Source organism: uncultured Serinicoccus sp. (assembly GCF_947500995.1).
Taxonomy (GTDB): domain Bacteria; phylum Actinomycetota; class Actinomycetes; order Actinomycetales; family Dermatophilaceae; genus Ornithinicoccus.
In genome coordinates this window covers 14,807-30,738 of the sequence record NZ_CANMUA010000011.1, presented here as the reverse complement: position 1 = coordinate 30,738, position 15,932 = coordinate 14,807, and the positions used below count along the sequence as shown (strand labels likewise).

The 15,932-nt window shown below is 70.0% G+C and carries 17 protein-coding genes and 1 tRNA gene; 6 read left to right on the top strand and 12 right to left on the bottom strand.

From position 1 onward, the window contains the following. Positions 1–21 precede the first annotated feature (21 nt). A complete protein-coding gene (locus Q0967_RS15905; RefSeq protein WP_299451005.1) occupies positions 22–639 on the top strand; it encodes a hypothetical protein in 618 nt (205 codons plus the stop codon). On the opposite strand, the gene Q0967_RS15900 is transcribed toward Q0967_RS15905, so the two are convergent. Then, complete coding sequence (locus tag Q0967_RS15900; RefSeq protein WP_298752438.1) at positions 623–1,150, bottom strand: cysteine hydrolase family protein; 528 nt, start codon at positions 1,148–1,150, stop codon at positions 623–625. The genes Q0967_RS15905 and Q0967_RS15900 overlap by 17 nt on opposite strands. After that, on the bottom strand, positions 1,147–2,634 hold the full coding sequence (locus Q0967_RS15895) for a cytosine permease (protein WP_299451003.1): 1,488 nt from the start codon (positions 2,632–2,634) through the stop codon (positions 1,147–1,149). Before Q0967_RS15895 ends, Q0967_RS15900 begins: the two co-directional genes overlap by 4 nt. A gap of 63 nt (positions 2,635–2,697) precedes the next feature. On the opposite strand from Q0967_RS15895, the gene Q0967_RS15890 reads away from it, so the two are divergent. From Q0967_RS15890 to Q0967_RS15880, 3 genes are all read left to right on the top strand, one after another. Further along, entirely contained in the window at positions 2,698–3,921 is a 1,224-nt protein-coding gene (locus Q0967_RS15890) for an endonuclease/exonuclease/phosphatase family protein (protein ID WP_298752434.1), read from the top strand. A gap of 22 nt (positions 3,922–3,943) precedes the next feature. Further along, positions 3,944–4,549 carry a LiaF domain-containing protein gene (locus Q0967_RS15885; RefSeq protein WP_298752432.1) on the top strand — a complete coding sequence of 202 codons (606 nt, stop codon included), beginning with the start codon at positions 3,944–3,946 and terminating at the stop codon, positions 4,547–4,549. Positions 4,550–4,631: 82 nt separating this feature from the next. After that, positions 4,632–4,704 (top strand) — tRNA-Lys (locus Q0967_RS15880). Positions 4,705–4,744: 40 nt separating this feature from the next. Here Q0967_RS15880 and Q0967_RS15875 read toward each other — a convergent pair. The 4 genes from Q0967_RS15875 to Q0967_RS15860 form a co-directional block, all read right to left on the bottom strand. Continuing rightward, a complete protein-coding gene (locus tag Q0967_RS15875) occupies positions 4,745–5,893 on the bottom strand; it encodes a site-specific integrase (protein WP_299450999.1) in 1,149 nt (382 codons plus the stop codon). After that, a complete protein-coding gene (locus Q0967_RS15870; RefSeq protein ID WP_299450996.1) occupies positions 5,877–6,056 on the bottom strand; it encodes a helix-turn-helix domain-containing protein in 180 nt (59 codons plus the stop codon). Before Q0967_RS15870 ends, Q0967_RS15875 begins: the two co-directional genes overlap by 17 nt. Before the next feature lie 337 nt (positions 6,057–6,393). Then, positions 6,394–7,863: a hypothetical protein gene (locus Q0967_RS15865; RefSeq protein ID WP_299450993.1), complete on the bottom strand. Its 1,470-nt coding sequence runs from the start codon at positions 7,861–7,863 to the stop codon at positions 6,394–6,396. Continuing rightward, positions 7,860–8,201 carry a hypothetical protein gene (locus tag Q0967_RS15860; RefSeq protein WP_299450990.1) on the bottom strand — a complete coding sequence of 114 codons (342 nt, stop codon included), beginning with the start codon at positions 8,199–8,201 and terminating at the stop codon, positions 7,860–7,862. The genes Q0967_RS15865 and Q0967_RS15860 overlap by 4 nt, the downstream gene beginning before the upstream one ends. Positions 8,202–8,464: 263 nt before the next feature. On the opposite strand from Q0967_RS15860, the gene Q0967_RS15855 reads away from it, so the two are divergent. Then, a complete protein-coding gene (locus Q0967_RS15855) occupies positions 8,465–9,394 on the top strand; it encodes a hypothetical protein (protein ID WP_299450987.1) in 930 nt (309 codons plus the stop codon). A gap of 203 nt (positions 9,395–9,597) precedes the next feature. Here Q0967_RS15855 and Q0967_RS15850 read toward each other — a convergent pair whose 3' ends face one another. From Q0967_RS15850 to Q0967_RS17455, 6 genes are all read right to left on the bottom strand, one after another. Then, on the bottom strand, positions 9,598–10,185 hold the full coding sequence (locus Q0967_RS15850) for a hypothetical protein (protein ID WP_299450985.1): 588 nt from the start codon (positions 10,183–10,185) through the stop codon (positions 9,598–9,600). Continuing rightward, positions 10,182–10,781 carry a hypothetical protein gene (locus Q0967_RS15845; protein WP_299450982.1) on the bottom strand — a complete coding sequence of 200 codons (600 nt, stop codon included), beginning with the start codon at positions 10,779–10,781 and terminating at the stop codon, positions 10,182–10,184. The genes Q0967_RS15850 and Q0967_RS15845 overlap by 4 nt, the downstream gene beginning before the upstream one ends. 97 nt (positions 10,782–10,878) lie before the next feature. Further along, positions 10,879–11,034 (bottom strand): hypothetical protein, encoded by a 156-nt coding sequence (locus Q0967_RS15840; protein WP_299450979.1) that lies wholly within the window; start codon positions 11,032–11,034, stop codon positions 10,879–10,881. Between the two features lie 86 nt (positions 11,035–11,120). After that, the gene (locus Q0967_RS15835) at positions 11,121–11,831 is read right to left on the bottom strand and encodes a hypothetical protein (protein WP_299450976.1); all 711 of its coding nucleotides are present in this window, start codon (positions 11,829–11,831) and stop codon (positions 11,121–11,123) included. Between the two features lie 215 nt (positions 11,832–12,046). Then, a complete protein-coding gene (locus Q0967_RS15830) occupies positions 12,047–12,319 on the bottom strand; it encodes a hypothetical protein (RefSeq protein WP_299450973.1) in 273 nt (90 codons plus the stop codon). A 389-nt stretch (positions 12,320–12,708) separates the two neighbouring features. After that, on the bottom strand, positions 12,709–13,362 hold the full coding sequence (locus Q0967_RS17455; protein WP_367181627.1) for a zinc-ribbon domain-containing protein: 654 nt from the start codon (positions 13,360–13,362) through the stop codon (positions 12,709–12,711). Positions 13,363–13,470: 108 nt separating this feature from the next. On the opposite strand from Q0967_RS17455, the gene Q0967_RS15825 reads away from it, so the two are divergent. Continuing rightward, complete coding sequence (locus tag Q0967_RS15825; protein WP_299450970.1) at positions 13,471–15,903, top strand: hypothetical protein; 2,433 nt, start codon at positions 13,471–13,473, stop codon at positions 15,901–15,903. Positions 15,904–15,932: the final 29 nt, after the last annotated feature.

Genomic DNA, 15,932 nt, shown 5'->3' with positions numbered 1-15,932 from the left:
CAGCGGCTACTAGCCTGAGGCATGCCGCCGGACGAGACCGAGTTCTTCCACACCGACCGGGCCCACTACGAGTACCTGCGGCAGCAGCGGGAGGCCGCGGAGGACGCCGCCACCAGGGAGCGTGCGGAGCGCTCCGGCTGCGGTCTGCTGTGGCTGCTGCCGGCCCTCCTGGCCGTGGGGTCCGTCGTCGCCCTCGACGACGTGGTCGCGGCCGTGCCGGCCTGGTCCGAGGGCATCGTCGACCGGCTGCCGCAGGACTGGGTCGATGCCGCGGCGCGGCGGTGGTGGGCGGCGGGGCTGCTGGGGATCGGGGTGCTCACCCCGCTCTGGCTGCTGGCGTGGGCGGTCGCCGTGGTCCGTCGGCGGGTGGCCCTCCACCTGCGTCGGGGGTGGCTGCTCGGCCCGCTCCGGTGGATCTGGCTGACCGTGGCGACGACGCTGCGGGCGCTGCTGACCCTGGCCGGTCTCGTCACGGCCTGGCAGGTGGTCCGCCTCGCGCGTGGCGTACCCCTCCAGGAGGTGGACGACCTGCGGACCCCGGCCCTCGTCGTGCTCGCGCTGGTCGGCGCGGCCTCGGCGCTGCGCGCCCTGGCCCTGCACCGGCAGCTGCCGGCACCTCGGGTCAGCGGCGGATGGTGACCTGCGGGGCGTAGAGCTCCATCGCCGCGAGCGCCCGCTCGTGCGCCTCGTCGCTGGACCCGGCACAGGCGCTCGCCGCCACCTCGACGGTGCAGCCGGCGTCGGCGGCGGCCAGGGCGGTCGAGAGCACGCAGCAGTCGGTGGCGACACCGGCCAGCACGAGGTGCGCGTCGGCGCCGACGACGTCGTGCAGCCGCTCGCCCCACTTGCCGAAGGTCGGCTCGGTGACGGTGTGCGGCAGCCGCAGCTCGGCGATCTCCTCGACCAGGTCGAAGACGGGGTCGTGCTGCTCACGGTCGGCGAAGGGGAAGCGCTCGAGGTAGGCGACCCAGGAGCCGTGCCGGACGTGCGGAGGCACCCAGCGGGTCTGGACCACCCGGTCGGCGTGCTCGTCCACCAGTGAGCGGATCGGCGCGAGCGTCTCGGCGAACCGCGGGGCACACCACTCCGAGGACGGGTCGGCGAAGATCCGCTGGGCGTCGACCACGACCAACCAGGGCTGCGACGTCATACCCGCTCCTCGGACTCCTGGCGGCGCACGATGGCGCGGCCGAGGACCAGCCAGCCGACGAACCCGATGGCGAGCGCCACGAGCACGCCGAGGTTGGCCCACGCCCAGGTGCCCTCCTTGCCGCCCAGGCCGAGCGGACCGAGCAGGTAGCCCTGCCAGTTGTTCCACGCGGCGGCGTCGGCGAAGGTGTTGATGACCAGCCCCCAGCCCACGACGGCGGCGAGGACCATGATGCCGACGGCGGTCCAGTTCCAGTCGCCGTAGCGACCGCGGGGATTGAACAGCGCCTGCTCGTCGTAGTCCCGGCGCCGCAGCGCGACGTCGGCCATGAGGATCCCGGCCCAGGCGGCGATCGGCACGCCCAGGGTGATGAGGAAGCTCTGGAAGGGCGCGAGGAAGCTCTGCGCGAAGAAGACGACCCAGATGGTGCCCAGCGTGAGGATGGTGCCGTCGATGAGTGCGGCGGCGGGACGGGGGATGTCGATGCCCAGGGAGAGCAGCGTCAGCCCGGAGGAGTAGATGCCGAGGACCGCCCCGCTGACGAGGGCGAGGACGGCGGCCAGCAGGAACGGCACGAGGAACCAGATCGGCAGGATCGTCGCGAGGGTGCCGATCGGGTCGTTGACGATGCCCTCCTCGAGCTCGGGCTGCGACCCGATGAGCAGCAGGCCGTAGAGGACGAGCAGGGTCGGCGCCAGGGCACCACCGAGGGTGTTCCACAGCACGATGGCGCCACCGCTGGCGTCCCGACGCTGGTAGCGCGACCAGTCGGCGGCGATGTTGATCCACCCCAGCCCGAACCCCGTCATGAGCAGCACCAGGGCCCCGATGACCGCCTCGACCGGGCCGGCCTCGCGCGAGGTGACGGCGGCGAGGTCGATGCGGTCCAGCGTCATGAGGATGTAGGCGATGGTGGCGGCGCCGGTCAGCCAGGTCAGGACCGACTGCATCCGCATGATCGTGTGGTAGCCCGCGACGGAGGCACCGACGATGAGCGCGGCGATCACCGCGCACGCGAGCACCGAGGTGAGGGCGCCCCCTCCCCACCCCAGCTGGGTGAACACGGTGGCGGTCGCCAGCACGGCCATGATGGCCAGGAACGTCTCCCAGCCCATCGAGATCAGCCAGGAGAAGACCCCGGGCACCTTCTGCCCGTTGACCCCGAAGGCGGCCCGCGAGAGGACCATGGTGGGTGCCGACCCGCGCTTGCCGGCGATGGCGATGATGCCGCAGGCCAGGAAGGAGGCGACGACCCCCAGCACCGTGACGAGGACGGCCTGGGCGAAGCTGATCCCGAAGCCGAAGACGTAGCTCGCGTAGCTGATCCCGAAGACCGAGATGTTGGCGGCGAACCAGGGCCAGAAGAGGTCGTGCGGGCTGGCCGTCCGCTCGGCCTCGGCGATGATCTCGATGCCGTTGGTCTCGACCAGGCGCCGCTCTGTCTCGCTGAGCCGCGGCGCCGCGGCCGGGGAGGTCTGGCTCATGCGCCTACTGTCCCACAGCGACGGGCTGGCGGTGTGTCGGTGCCACCCCCTACCGTAAGAGGTATGACGACGCGCACGGGCTCCCTCTCCACCCTGGTGGTGGCGGCCCTGGTCGGTGCCGCCCTGACGACCCCCGCGGTCGCGGCGCCGTCCCGCGGCCCGGACCGCCCGGTCGAGCTCGACGTGCGCTTCGCCACCTTCAACGCCTCCCTCAACCGCGCGAGCGAGGGCCAGCTCACCGCCGACCTCTCCACCGGGGAGGACCAGCAGGCCCGCAACGTGGCCGAGACGATCCAGCGCGCCGCCCCGGACGTGGTGCTCGTCAACGAGTTCGACTACGACCGGGACAACGTCGACCTCTTCCGCGACAACTACCTCGCGGTCGGCCAGGACGGCGCGGACCCGATCGACTACCCCTACGCCTACGTCGCCCCGTCCAACACCGGGGTCCCCAGCGGGTTCGACCTCAACGACGACGGCGAGCTCGGTGGGCCGGACGACGCCTACGGCTTCGGTGAGTTCCCCGGCCAGTACGGCATGGTCGTCTACTCCCGCTTCCCGATCGAGACGCACGCCGTCCGCACCTTCCAGCGCTTCCGCTGGACCGACATGCCGGGCAACCTCATCCCGAGCGGGTTCTACGACGCGCAGGAGCGTCGGCCGCTGCGGCTGTCGAGCAAGTCGCACTGGGACGTGCCGATCCGGGTCGGTGGCAGGACGGTCCACCTGCTCGCGGCGCACCCCACTCCCCCGACGTTCGACGGCCCGGAGGACCGCAACGGACGCCGCAACCACGACGAGATCCGCTTCTGGGCCGACTACGTCGCGGGCCCGCAGCACTCGCGCTACATCTACGACGACCGCGGTCGCACCGGCGGCCTGCGTCCGGGTGCGCGCTTCGTCATCGCCGGCGACTACAACGCCGACCCCGTCGACGGCGACTCCCGCGACGGCGCCATCAACCAGCTGCTCGACCACCCTCGCGTGGGGGCCCAGGTGGTGCCCGACAGCGAGGGCGCGGTCGAGGCGGCCGAGGTGCAGGGCGGGGCCAACGACTCCCACGTCGGCGACCCTGCCTACGACACCGCCGACTTCAACGACGACCCCGAGCCGGGCAACCTGCGCGTCGACTACGTCCTGCCCAGCAGGTCCCTCCCGGTGCGGGACGCCGGCGTCTTCTGGCCGACCAGCGACGACCCGCTCTACGACCTCGTCGGCACCTTCCCGTTCCCCACCAGCGACCACCGCCTGGTCTGGACCGACGTCCGGCTGCCGCATCGGCGCTGAGCGGGCCGGTTACGGTGGGGGCATGACGGACGGAGCAGACGGGCGAGGGGCCAGGGACCCGCACCACACCGAGGGTGACGAGCGGGTGCCGCCCCTGCCGGGGCCGCCCGTCACGGGCACCGGGGACGACGTCGACCGCCCGGTGACGATCGTCGGCGGACCGGCCGCCGAGGACTCCCCCGACTGGCGACCGGGCGTCCCCTCCGAGCAGGCCGGGCTGGCACGGCGTCCTGCCGACCCGCCGGCCCCCGCCCCGGCTCGCATCACGAGCTTCTTCAGCTCGACCCACCGCATCGGGCGCTGGCAGGTCCCCGAGGTCCTCACCGTGTCCGGCGGCTTCTCGGAGACGGTGCTGGACCTGCGCGAGGCGGTGGTCACCTCGGGCGTCGTGGAGCTGCGCCTCAACGACATCTTCTCCAGCTGCAAGGTCATCGTCCCGCGGGGGGTGGGGGTCGACGTGCAGGGTGGGAGCGCGCTGTTCAGCAGCCTCAGCGGCGACTACGAGGGGGTCTCGGACCCCGGTCGCTGGCGGCTCACCATCGCCCACAGCGGCGCCTTCAGCAGCGTGGAGATCATCTCGCTCGACCCTGGCGAGAAGGAGCCGAAGTGGTGGCACAAGCTGTGGTGAGCCGCCCGTCGGGGCGGCCGGCCCCGGAGGCAGGCAGCGGGGGCTAGCCTGGGACGTCGCGGCCGGTCCTCTCACCGGCTGCGGGCCTCTAGCTCAATTGGCAGAGCTGCGGACTTTTAATCCGTAGGTTGTGGGTTCGAGTCCCACGGGGCCCACTCCCGCATAACTGCTGGTCACAGCGCCACAACCCGGTTTTCATGGTGCTCCGTCTTGCAACGTAGTCGGGGGCTTGGCCACCAGCTTGGCCACCACAGCTTCCGCACCCAGGTAATCATCGAGCCGTGCGGCCGCGCCGTCGAGGGCGTCCGGCAGGAGATGGGTATAGAGGTTGAGCGTCGTCGCCGGCGTGCTGTGCCCCAGGATGCGCTGCACCTCCACCGGTGTCGCGCCGGCCTGGATCAGGAGGCTTGCGCAAGTGTGCCGGAGGTCGTGAAACCGGATGTCCACACCGACCGACTCAACGGCCTGCGACCACGCGACCCACCGCTTCCAGTTGGACGCCCGCAGCCGGCCACCATCGGGTGAGGTGAACAGCAGTTCGCTTGCGGCACGACCTGCGACCACGTCGCGCATGTCGTCAAGCAGGCGCAATGGGATCGGGACGCGCCGGCGCCCATACCGAGACTTGGGCGGCTTGACCTCAACGCGCCCCGAGACCTCAACCTGGGCGCGTTGGACCCTAAGCCGACGTGAGCTGAGGTCCACGTCACCGACCTGGAGCGCAGCGACCTCACCCCATCGCAGTCCGCAGTACGCGGCGAGGCGGACGAGGGTTCCGTGGTGCAGCACAGCACCGGCCAGCTCTTCGACCTGGTTGACGGTGAGCACATGGTCTCCGCGTGACTGAGGCAGGCTGGGCAGGCGCACGCCGTGCGCAGGGTTCACAGCGATTCGCCGCTCGGCGACCGCCTGATCCAAGATCAGGCTGAGCACCCTGTGCGCATGTCTCGTCGTAGCTGGCGACCGCTCGCGCGCCAGCGCCGACACGAAGTCCTGGACCATGGGAGACGTGACCTGCTCGAGAGGTCGTGCGCCGAACGCGGGGGCAAGGTGAGTGCGCCAGTGCTGGGCATACCCCTGCACGGTGCGGGATTCCACGGTGCCCACAAGCCCAGAGAGAAAGCGCTCAGCGACCTCGGACACCGGCACGCGACCGGCTGAGTGTTCGACGCCCAGGCGCAGCTTTCGTTCACGTTGGTGCTGGAACTCCAGCGCCGCCGCACGGCTCTTGAACGATCGGCTCCGCTGTTTTCGGCCTCCACCGGGCGTCGACTCCCACCACCGAACCCTCCACGTGACCTGACCAGTGCGTGGAGAGGTTCGCCGGTCAAGCACGACGGGCACGCTCCTGCTCCTGCACCCACTCCTCGACCTTCTCAGGCCGGTACCGGATCTGCTTGCCGAAGCGGATCGAGGGCGGCCCCTCGCCCTTGGCTGCCCACGCCCTGACCGTCCCGGGGCTGACGCGAAGCAGGTCGGCAACCTCTTGGACAGTGAGAAACATCATCTCCGCGGGTGCGATCAGTCCTTCCTCCGCCCCTGCTACGCCGTTCCGTTGCGCGCCAGCAAGGCCCCGCGGGTTCCACCACGACCTCTGCTGAATAGTCACAGTCATCACTTCCCTCGTGCTCTCCGGCAGACACGTCTTGTGCCTCCTACCCCCTAAAGCGGATGAACCAGCGCCTGGGACTCAGGTGGTGACAAATCGGTTCTGCTTGGGCTACCCACCGTCGTCCTGCCGCGGGAAGGGGGGACAGATACACCTGACTGATCATCGACTGTCCCGGCACTGCTTGGGCCGGCTGTCCACAGGTCGGGGCACCGCCTTCATGTACCCTCATCCGTCACCGGGTCACCTGACTGTTGATGGCATGCACCGTGCCTCCGGCCGCCTCGAGGCGTTCATGCCTCTGGCTGCTGGACAGCCGGCCGGCGGTCCCGACCGCGCGCGTCCAGCTGGAGGGGATGCTCATGGCAACCAGCTTGCCGTCGCTGGCTGCCAGGGTGGAGCGCAGCGCTACTCGCGTCGCCAGGGCTGCCTGGCCGCCGGCTTCCTCGGCAGGGCCCCGAATGCCTTCTGGGATCGGGATGGCTCGTTTGTGGAGGACGTCGCGCGGGGCAACGGTTGCCTCTTGTGGCGGTGGGACCCCTCTACCGTTGTCCTCGGAGGCCGTTCGTGCGATGTCGTTGGCCGCCCTGGCGTCGACCAGCAGGGGCGCCTTGCGCGCGGCCTCGTGAAAAACCCCTGCCACACCGGCCATGGTGGCGTGGAACCGGTGCAGCGATCTCACCAGAGATTCACCGTCCACACGTTCCCGGATGTCCTCGACCGAGGCGGGCATGCGCCTAGTCGCGGTGACCTCTCGCATGGCGTCCACCAGTTCCCACCCTGCCTTGCTCAGCGCGAGAGGGCTCGAGTCGTGCGGGTGGGTGAGCTGCTGGAAGTACGTATGTGCCTCGCCCCACTTCTCGATCATGGTTTCCAGCGCGGGACTGATCTCGTTGTCGAACGTCCGGGGGGCTACGTGGCCGGTCTGGACGACTGCCCGCCACAGCGCGTGCACGTGCACAGATGCGCTGAACGCTGCCCCAGCCACCCGCGTCAGCGCGTGGGTCGTCGGTTCTCGGGTCAGCGCACGTTGGGCCTGGACGTCCCAGCTGGCGATGGCGCCGGGGATCCTGGTGTCGTCCGGCGGCTCGCGGTGCCTTCCGTGAAACGCCTGCGGGTAGTGGCCGTTGATGTAGGAGTGGGTGATCTGTTCGATGCTGAGGACCTGGTGGCGTAGTTCCTCAGCGGTGACCCGGTGCACCCGCAGACGGGGGTCGCCCTTCTCCTCCGCCGCGGTCTTGGCAAGGGCTACGGAGACGGCGTGGGAAGCGACGTAGAGGGTGTGCATGATGTTGACGCGCGCGGCGAAGGAGTCGCGCAGCTGGGCATCGGTCCACCGGTTCGGCTCGCGGCGCTCGGTGACGCCGCTGCAGGTGATCAGGCATGCAGCCTCGGTGAACATCTGGCCGATCTCCTGCAGGGTGGGGTCGACGTCGATCCCACCACCGGCCGAGCGGTGCAGCGTTCTGGCCGATCGCTCGAGCTGGTCGATGACCTGCCTGCCGCTGCCGGGCAGGTCCGAGCGTTGCGGGAGCTGGTGCCACAGCTCGCTGGCCCCTTCGACGACCTCGCCCCAGGCCCGGAGCATCGCGCGACCGTCACGGTGGGGTGCCTCGTACAGCAGGTCGCGGGCCAGGACGTTGGCGCGGTCCATCAGCTCTCCGGCGCTGGGCGGGTAGATCGTGGGCTGGCGTCGCCGGTTCATGAGAACTCCCCCACCGTCTCGATGAGGAGGTCGACGACCGACACGATGCCGGGGGGAAAGTGGTGGACCGGTGCTGTCCGGCTCAGCTCCTCGGCACGACGGGCCAGTTCGACGGGATCGGCTCCGGCGGCGCCTGGCCGGTCCAGGAGCGCATCTCGGTAAGACTCCGGGACCAGGTGGAACACCTGGTCCCGGGCATACGTCAGGTTGTTCGCCAGCGCCACCGTGTCCAGGTCGCGGCTCTGGTGGGCCCGCCGATCGGCCTCGGTGCCTGCCTGCCACAGCAGCTGGTGCATGTGCACCAGGACCCGGGCGGCGTCGGGTGTCGTGTCGCTCATGTGGTCGATCTCCTTCGGTTGTACCGTTCCGGACGGCGTCCGGTTCATGGCTACGCGTTCAGGGACGGGGTCGAGCCCAGTACTGCCCCATCTGGGGAGGAGAGGCCGGAAGGGCCGGCCTGTGGACAAGTCCTGCGGCTTGTCGGTGTCGACGTGCAGGCTGCTGTTCATGCCCCCTAAAGCGGGGGACCAAAGGCCTGGGACTCACCGATTCGAAATCAGCTGGCGGTAAAGCGGCAGTGGGTCACTTGGGAGGTGGCGCGATGACACTGGGCAGAGCGCGGCGGGCACGGGCGCGCGCACTGGTCGTGCCGATGCTCATGAGTGCCCCGATGTGGTTGGTCGTCGGTGAGCTGGCGCTGGGCTGGTACGACTCCGTCCGCCAGCTGGGGCGGTACGGTCCCGCGGCCCTGACGCTGGTGGTCCTGCTCCTGGTGGCCGCGGCCGCCGACACCGGGCCCGGCGAGAGATGGCTGGCCCGCCTCGTCCTGCGCGCACGCGCACCCCGGCTCCACCAGCGGCACACGTTGGCGCCGGTGGCCCAGATCCTGCTGCGACACGGCATCCCCCCGCAGCGGCTCGAGCTGCTGGTCGGTCCGGGCCAGCAGGTGGGCGTCACCGCGCTCGGTCGGCGCACCGTGGTGGTGAGCAGGGGTTTGATCGACGCGCTCTGGTCAGGGCAGCTGCGACCACAACAGGCGGCGGCGGTCATCACGCACGAGGTCGGGGTGATGCGCTCCGGGCTGACCCGTCACGACCCAGCCATCATGGTCCTGCTGGCCCCGTGGACGGTCTGGATCACCTGGATCGCCATCATGTGGGGCGTCGCTGCGGCCTTCCTGAGCCACCGGGTGATGCTGGCGTGCCTGGTCATCAACGCCGGCGTGGGGATCTGGCTGGGAGCCACCGAGGACCCTGCCATGTACGTCTCGACCGTCGTCATGGCTGTGGTGCTCGCCACCTGGTGGTCCATCCGGTCCTGGGACCGCGCCCGCGCCCAGGTCGGTGACCACTACCTCCTGCAGGCTGACCTGGCCGGGGTCTACGCCGACCTGCTGACGGCGACCTTCACCGACGACAACACCCGGGACCGCGCGGTGCGGCTGCGGCATCCGCAGCTGCAGCCCGGGCCCCCGGTCGTCGGGGACGGTCCGCCGGTGACGAGTGCCGTGCTCAGTACGACGGGCCGCTGAGAGTGTTGTTCCCTGCGTCACGCCGTTCTCGGCCGGCGCTCCCCCTGACCAGCTCTTCCTGTTTCTGGCGCGCCTGCGCCTCCTGGAGCCGCCGGGCGTTCTCGAGGTCTCGGCGCGTGCGGTGTCCTGCATCCGCGCGGCACGCTGGGCCTCCAGCGCGGCTCTTGCGGCGTGAGCCGAGCGGTGGTCCGTCGAGGGAGTCTTCATCGTGGATCTCCTTCGATGCTTGCGCCGGTGTCAGGCACCAGGCGCAGGTGTGGTCGGTGGTCACCGGTCGAAGCGGGACCGCCCTCCCCTGGCTGGGTGGTGCGCAGGAGTCGTGTCGCGTCCAGGAGGGCGCTGCAGGCGACGCGCAGGAAGCGACGTGACGCGCCCAGGGAGGTGTCCACCGTCGCCATAAACTGCTCACCGCGGCACAGGCCTGAGGACGCCGGGCTCATCGCATGAACCGTCGCGTGCAGCGAGGACGCCGCTGTTGCCACGGCCAGCGTCACCGGAGAGATGGCGATCCGCGCGACCCCGGGACGCCGTTCGAGATTGCGCACCCGGGCCAGCAGCCAGGCGGCGTCCGAGGCTGCGTCGCGCACCTGGTGCCGCAACAGGCCGGCCTGGTCGACGACCACCTGGGCGGCCACCTGCTCCCGCACGGCATGCGCTCCCCAGCGTTCCAGCTCGTCCTGGCAGGTCGACACCGCAACGTGCAGACCGTTCAGTCGCTCCTCCAGTCGTTCAACCAGGCCGTCAGGTGGAGACCCTGCAATCGGGGAGGCTACGAGGGGCATGCCGGTCATCGCTGCATCGATGGCCCGGGGGTGGACTCGCGGGAGAGTTCTCGGTGGGTGCGCATCCGTTCCCGGGCTGCCTGCGCAATGACGTCGACGTCCCGCGACGCCTGGATGGCCACGCCCTGCGCGCGGTCGAGCTCCTGGTCGACGTACCGACCGTCTGAGTAGGCGGCCAGGAGAGAACCGGAGACCAAGGTGGGATCGGGCCCGGTCCGGTCCCGGCCGGGGCGCGGCAGAGACTGGCGGGCGCGGTCTGCTTCGGCCCCCAGCCGTTCGCTGGCGCGCTGGATCACCGGTCGGGTCGTCTCCAGGTCTTCCTGCAGCGAGATGAGCTGGCGACGCAGCCGGCCAGTATCGATCTGCTCGCGGGTGTTTCCCTGGTGCAGACCGTCGACCATCACCACCGCGGCCTTCAGGTTGGCCACCGCGCGTGAGATCCGACGGTCCACACCCAGGCCGGCCTCGCCGGCCTCCTCGCAGGCGCCCGCGAACGAGCGAAGTGCCTCACCCTGGCTCTCACGGTCCATGCTCTTGACCCGGTCCTGCTGGACCCCCTCGACCAGGGACAGCCAGGACCGTGCATCATTCATGCTCTTGCCCATCTGCAAATGCTGCTGGCGGGCATCCTGCAGGGCACAGTGGGTCTCAGCCAGGATCCAGCGGGTGTCGGCGAGGTCACTCCTGGTGTCTGTGGTGATCTCACTCATGGGAACCGGTCACCTCCGGGTCGGCCAAGAGGTCATCGAGCTGCGCGGTGGCCTGGTCCAGCAGGTCGCCGACCCTGTCGGTGGCCGCCTGGGCCTCGCGCAGCTCCTCGGCGGCGGTGACGAGCCCATAGGTGCTCGGTTGTGTCATGGCAGTTGTCCCTTCTCTCGCGCCGGGCTCTTACGTGAACCCGCCTACTTACCAAAGCGGCCGAGGAGGCCCCTGGGTCTCACCTCTCACCGATCGACCCCTGGCGCGGGTGGGCCGGCTCCACCACCCGGCAGGTCCCGGTGGGCCCTTATCCGTTCGCGTGCTGCCTGTCCCACGGGATCTATCGCCCCCAGACGGTGCTGGGTCTGGCTCGAGACCCGGGAGACCACGTCATCAACTCGGTGTCCTTCCGTGGACGCCGCGCGCAGCGTGCGGTTCAGCAGGTCGGTGTGAACGGTCTCGACCGCCCCGCTGGTCGGGGCGGATTCACGCGCTGCGGCAGCTGACCGGAGTAGTGCAGCCTGGGTGCGTTCCAGCTCAACCCGTGCCTCCTCCAGCGACCTGTGCAGGCCCGTCGCGACATGCCGGAGACGCGCCTGCTCGACGTACGGCGACGGCGAGGTGCCGACGACGAGGCCCCCCGTCTCGGCCCCACCGTGGTGGTCGTGGGCCACGGCAACGTGGCCATGGATGTCGCACGCATGCTGGCTCGGCACCCCGACGACCTCGAGGACAGCGACGTGGCCGACGAGGCCCGGGAGCGACTGTGCGGCAGCGTCCGCACGCTGCACCTGGTAGGTCGCAGTGACCCCGCCTCGGCCAGGTTCGACCCCGTGATGGTGCGGGAGCTGGCGACCCTGCGGGGTGTGCGACACATCGTGCACGGTGTCGAAGCGCTCCCTGCGGACGGCAAGGATGCTCGCGTCGAGGCCGTCCGCTCCCTCGCCGATGTGCACCCGCGGCAGGAGCGTGTCCGCATCGAGTGGTGGTTCGGACTGTCCCCCCTCGACATCCAGGGTACCGAGAGCCTCGAGGCGGTCGTCTTCGAGGGTCCGGACGGCGAGGTGGTCCTCCCGGCCGACGACCTCGTGACCGCCATCGGCTTCGCCGCGGACCCGGACACCCCGGTGGAGCCGGGCTCCACACCCGACGGCCGTGTCGAGCCGGGACTCTACACGGCAGGCTGGCTGCGCCGAGGGTCCTCCTGCTCCTGCTCGGTCCTTGGGTCGATCGCCTCGGCCCCCTGTCGCCCTGCGGTGAGAAACCGTTGCGCGGAAGCTAGCCGTTTCTGTGTGTCCTCGCCTTGGGCGGCCGCGGTCTCGCACTGGTCGGCGAAGGCGCGCAGCAAGGCCCGCCGGTCCTGGGCCGGGGGCCACTGGCCGCCGCGCTGCGCCCAGTCGACGTCCTCCAGCAGCCGGGACGCGCGAGCGAGCTCGTCCTGCATCGCCTGGACCCCTTCACGCGCCCCTACCAGGACGCGTCGGGACTCGGCCAGGGCATGCAAGGACCGACCCCACCCTTCGGCCCGGTCATCCTGACCGAGCCTGAGATTCTGACCCTCACTCATCCGCGGACGCTCCCTCCGGCTCGTCCTCGACCACGTCGCGGACGCCCACCTGGAGGCGGCGGCGGTGCTGGCAGACGCAGTGCCGCCAGGGGTATTCCCGCCCGGCCTTGGAGTCGACGCAGTCCGCCCGGCGAATGAACAGGCCGGCACGGCTCGCAGATCATGGCCACCTCCTGGATCAGGGGCGTCCGGCAACGGGCCAGACTCCCTACCCCCTCAAGCGGCGCAGGCGGGCTCAGGGACTCACTCGAAGCAGAGGCGTTCCCTCAGATGGCCGGACGCAGCTGCGAAGCAGGCAGACGCACAGTCACCACCTGGTCCTCCTCGACCGCACACACCACCCAGGCCGCCCACCCCTCATGGGTGTTCTGCCAGCTGATCACCAGTGCTTCGACCTCCGCAGCACCCGGCCGCAGACGTGCCCACGCATGCCGTGTCCGTGAACGCGCCGGCGGGACGGAGGGGAGCGACAGAGCAGCGTGGGACGGGGGTATGTCGGATCCGCGGTCTCGCAGGGGAACCCCTGAACCGCGCCGCCCGTACATGCCACCCGCCATGACTTCAAGGTATCGAACGCTTGTGCTACCTGCCATCCTGTGGCCCCGGCTGCTGCGCCAACTTGGTCGCGGGTTACTGCGTCGACCGCGACGGCGGACCCGGCGCGCGGCGGCGGTGCAGCTGGGACAGCCGGTATGTTTCGCCACCCGAGTGGCGATCCGACTCCGCCACTCATGGCCGCAGTCAGGGCAGCGCCAGACCACCATGGTCTTGGAATGGGTGCGTACTAGGTGCGTCGGCGGCGCGCGGCAGGTTCCATTCAACGTCGCAAGACCAGCGGGCTTGCCGAGTCTAGCAGGGGACTGCTGGCAGTCCGCCGTGGACAACCGTGGGCATCCGCAGCTCGAGCCCTCTGGTGGCACGCCGCACTCAAGGCTTTCGCCGAGGGAACCACCCTGATGTCGCCGGAGTGTCGGGGACCGTCACTATTGTGAACCAACACGTGGAATCGACGGCGACAGGGGGCTCAGGTGCCATATCTGGACGCTCTGGTGCCCGCGGTCCCTGACCCCGCGGACCTGTTGGAGCGCCTACGACGCCTCCGGTTTACTGACGGTGGCGCATCGGTAGACCTCGGTCCCCTCGATGAAGCGACGCTGAACCTGATCCGCTACGTCCTGGCGCAGACCGAGCGAGACGTTGTCCTGGCGCTGCCGCAGGGACGTCACGACGTTGCCGTGGCGCTTGGTGCGCTGCTGCAGCTCAACCGCCTGGGAGCGCGGCTACGCGGCCAGTTCCACGGCCAGGGGTTCGACGGGCCACTATTGGTCGTGGGACTGAACGTGAACCTCACCGACCGGCTTCGACGCCTGAAGATCGGGGCGGAGAACCTGTCAACAGCTCTGCGAGCCCAACGCGTCCGTGCCGACGGCACGGTGACTGATCTTCGCGGCACGATCAGCCCCGCCCGCGCTTGGGGTGACGGACTGCTCTACCTCAACACCTCGCTCGGCTGGCCAACGCTTCCCCAGGTCCGCCCCGGGCTGGTCATCATAGATCGCACCAGCTTCCGTAATCCCGACACCCTCGACGCCGCACTCACCTGGGCCGCTCAGCACCATGCCCGTCGCGTCCTGGTGCTCAGCACGATCGGCGAACCCTGGCCGGCGGCCCTAGACAATCCCGATCGATGGCTACGCTGGGGCTGGACCCCAGGGCTGCGACACGACGTTGGTCAGGAGCTCGGCCGCCCACCAGACGGTGGCCCGCTCTCGACGAACGCTCTGCTGTGCATACCTCGCCGCCCCGTCGCGCTTGCGGAATACCTGGCACCGGCGCTCACCCGGCTGCGGCGCCGCTGCCTGAGCGGCATCGCCGCCGCGCGACGCACCCACCTCCCGTTCCCACCCCGGGTCGCCGAAGCGGTGCAACTGGTGAATGTCCTCACAGGCACTTGGAGCAGCCTTGCCACCGCAGATCTTCATGCCGCCCAAGAGCTTCGCGGGGTCAGCACCACGACCCTGCGACGAACCCTCCAGGACCGCCGGGACGGCGACCTCCCCAAGGAGTGGAGCGGGTTCAGAGAGACACTGTGGCCGGACCTGCGGCGCGACGTGCTCGGGTTCGCTGACTTGCTGGAGGAGTACAACCCCCGGTTCGAGATGCTCCGCGCGGTGCTTGCCTGGGCGCGGGCGCACCGACCCGGTCGCCTGCTGGTCGTGAGAACACAGACCAGATCCGCTGCCCGGGCGCTCACCCATGACCTTCTCGAGGTCGAGCCGGGACTGGAGTCGCTCCTGAGCAGCGACACTCACGCTCCGACGTTGAGGGTGGCCTCGTACAGCGAGCGGTTGCCATGGGCGGTGCAGCCCACCGTCGAGATCCATCTCGGAGTTCCCCCACCGTGGCGGCGCGCCTGTCTGCTCGGCGGGGAAGGTACAGAGCACGTGCTCGTGGTCGACCCAGACGAAAAGCACTGGGCCGACCGGGTGCTGCTCGGCCTCGACACCGAGTGGCAGGCGACACTCAAGGAGGCGGCCGCGGAGCTGAATCTCGACTGCCCACCCAGCCCCCATGTACCGGGACCGCGGACCGTCTACGGGCCCGTCACAGTCGATAACCGTGGCGAGGACGACGAGGTGACGCCGCTGCCCGCGTTCGACCTGGAGCGCATGTTCGCGGCCTTCACCTCCGCCCTCGACAAGGTCGACCGGGGCGAGGAGGACCCTGGCACCGATGCCCGGACGCCCGCCGGGGCGCGCTCGGCGCTCGCCAGGCCACTCACCTTGGAACCAGGGGACACCCAGTACTGGCTTCCGGCCGACGGCACCGCCGAGGTCCTGGTCGGTAGCAGGTACAGCTCGGCCCCCGTGTCCGGGCTGACCGCGGGAACGACACTGCTCATCCCACGCGGGGAGACACGTGAGGAGCTGTACGGCCGACTGCTCCAAGCCGCGCACCGCGACGCGGACGTGGCCGCCGTGACCATGGTGCTGCAGCGGTTCCGCAAGGCGACCTGGGCGCTCTACGACCAGTGCGGATCGTGGGAGGCCGTCGCCCGAGCACTCCGCACCCGGGGCAGCGAAGTCCAAGCCGCACAGACCTGCAAGAATTGGGCCGAGGGGCGGGTGATCGCACCGGACGACGTCTACGACATCCGACGCGTCGCGTGGCTGACGAAACGTGACGACCTCACCCTGGACCGCACCTGGGAACGCATCGGCGTCATCGCGACAGAGCTGCGCCGACTGCACCGTGACCTCGGTCGCGTCCTCTCCGGGGCCATCGCGGAGGTGGCAACCGGCCGATCTGGCGAGAACCTGCGGAAATTGTCGCAGCTGTGTGGTGGCATCGACCCTGCAGAGGTGCTCGAGGAGTTCGAGCTGCGCCAGATCCGTTCCGTCGGCGGACCACGCAGCGTGCCGGCCAGCCAACTGCGCAAGCTGCTCCCCATCGAGTGCTGAACAACCTGAGGAGATCTTCGTTGCTTGGA

What these genes read in the sequence shown, in the direction of transcription:
- Q0967_RS15905 (WP_299451005.1), top strand. Translation starts at nt 22, where the DNA reads ATGCCGCCGGACGAGACCGAGTTCTTCCACACCGACCGGGCCCACTAC.
- Q0967_RS15900 (WP_298752438.1), bottom strand. Translation starts at nt 1,150, where the DNA reads ATGACGTCGCAGCCCTGGTTGGTCGTGGTCGACGCCCAGCGGATCTTC.
- Q0967_RS15895 (WP_299451003.1), bottom strand. Translation starts at nt 2,634, where the DNA reads ATGAGCCAGACCTCCCCGGCCGCGGCGCCGCGGCTCAGCGAGACAGAG.
- Q0967_RS15890 (WP_298752434.1), top strand. Translation starts at nt 2,698, where the DNA reads ATGACGACGCGCACGGGCTCCCTCTCCACCCTGGTGGTGGCGGCCCTG.
- Q0967_RS15885 (WP_298752432.1), top strand. Translation starts at nt 3,944, where the DNA reads ATGACGGACGGAGCAGACGGGCGAGGGGCCAGGGACCCGCACCACACC.
- Q0967_RS15870 (WP_299450996.1), bottom strand. Translation starts at nt 6,056, where the DNA reads ATGATGTTTCTCACTGTCCAAGAGGTTGCCGACCTGCTTCGCGTCAGC.
- Q0967_RS15865 (WP_299450993.1), bottom strand. Translation starts at nt 7,863, where the DNA reads ATGAACCGGCGACGCCAGCCCACGATCTACCCGCCCAGCGCCGGAGAG.
- Q0967_RS15860 (WP_299450990.1), bottom strand. Translation starts at nt 8,201, where the DNA reads ATGAGCGACACGACACCCGACGCCGCCCGGGTCCTGGTGCACATGCAC.
- Q0967_RS15855 (WP_299450987.1), top strand. Translation starts at nt 8,465, where the DNA reads ATGACACTGGGCAGAGCGCGGCGGGCACGGGCGCGCGCACTGGTCGTG.
- Q0967_RS15850 (WP_299450985.1), bottom strand. Translation starts at nt 10,185, where the DNA reads ATGACCGGCATGCCCCTCGTAGCCTCCCCGATTGCAGGGTCTCCACCT.
- Q0967_RS15845 (WP_299450982.1), bottom strand. Translation starts at nt 10,781, where the DNA reads ATGGGCAAGAGCATGAATGATGCACGGTCCTGGCTGTCCCTGGTCGAG.
- Q0967_RS15840 (WP_299450979.1), bottom strand. Translation starts at nt 11,034, where the DNA reads ATGACACAACCGAGCACCTATGGGCTCGTCACCGCCGCCGAGGAGCTG.
- Q0967_RS15830 (WP_299450973.1), bottom strand. Translation starts at nt 12,319, where the DNA reads ATGCAGGACGAGCTCGCTCGCGCGTCCCGGCTGCTGGAGGACGTCGAC.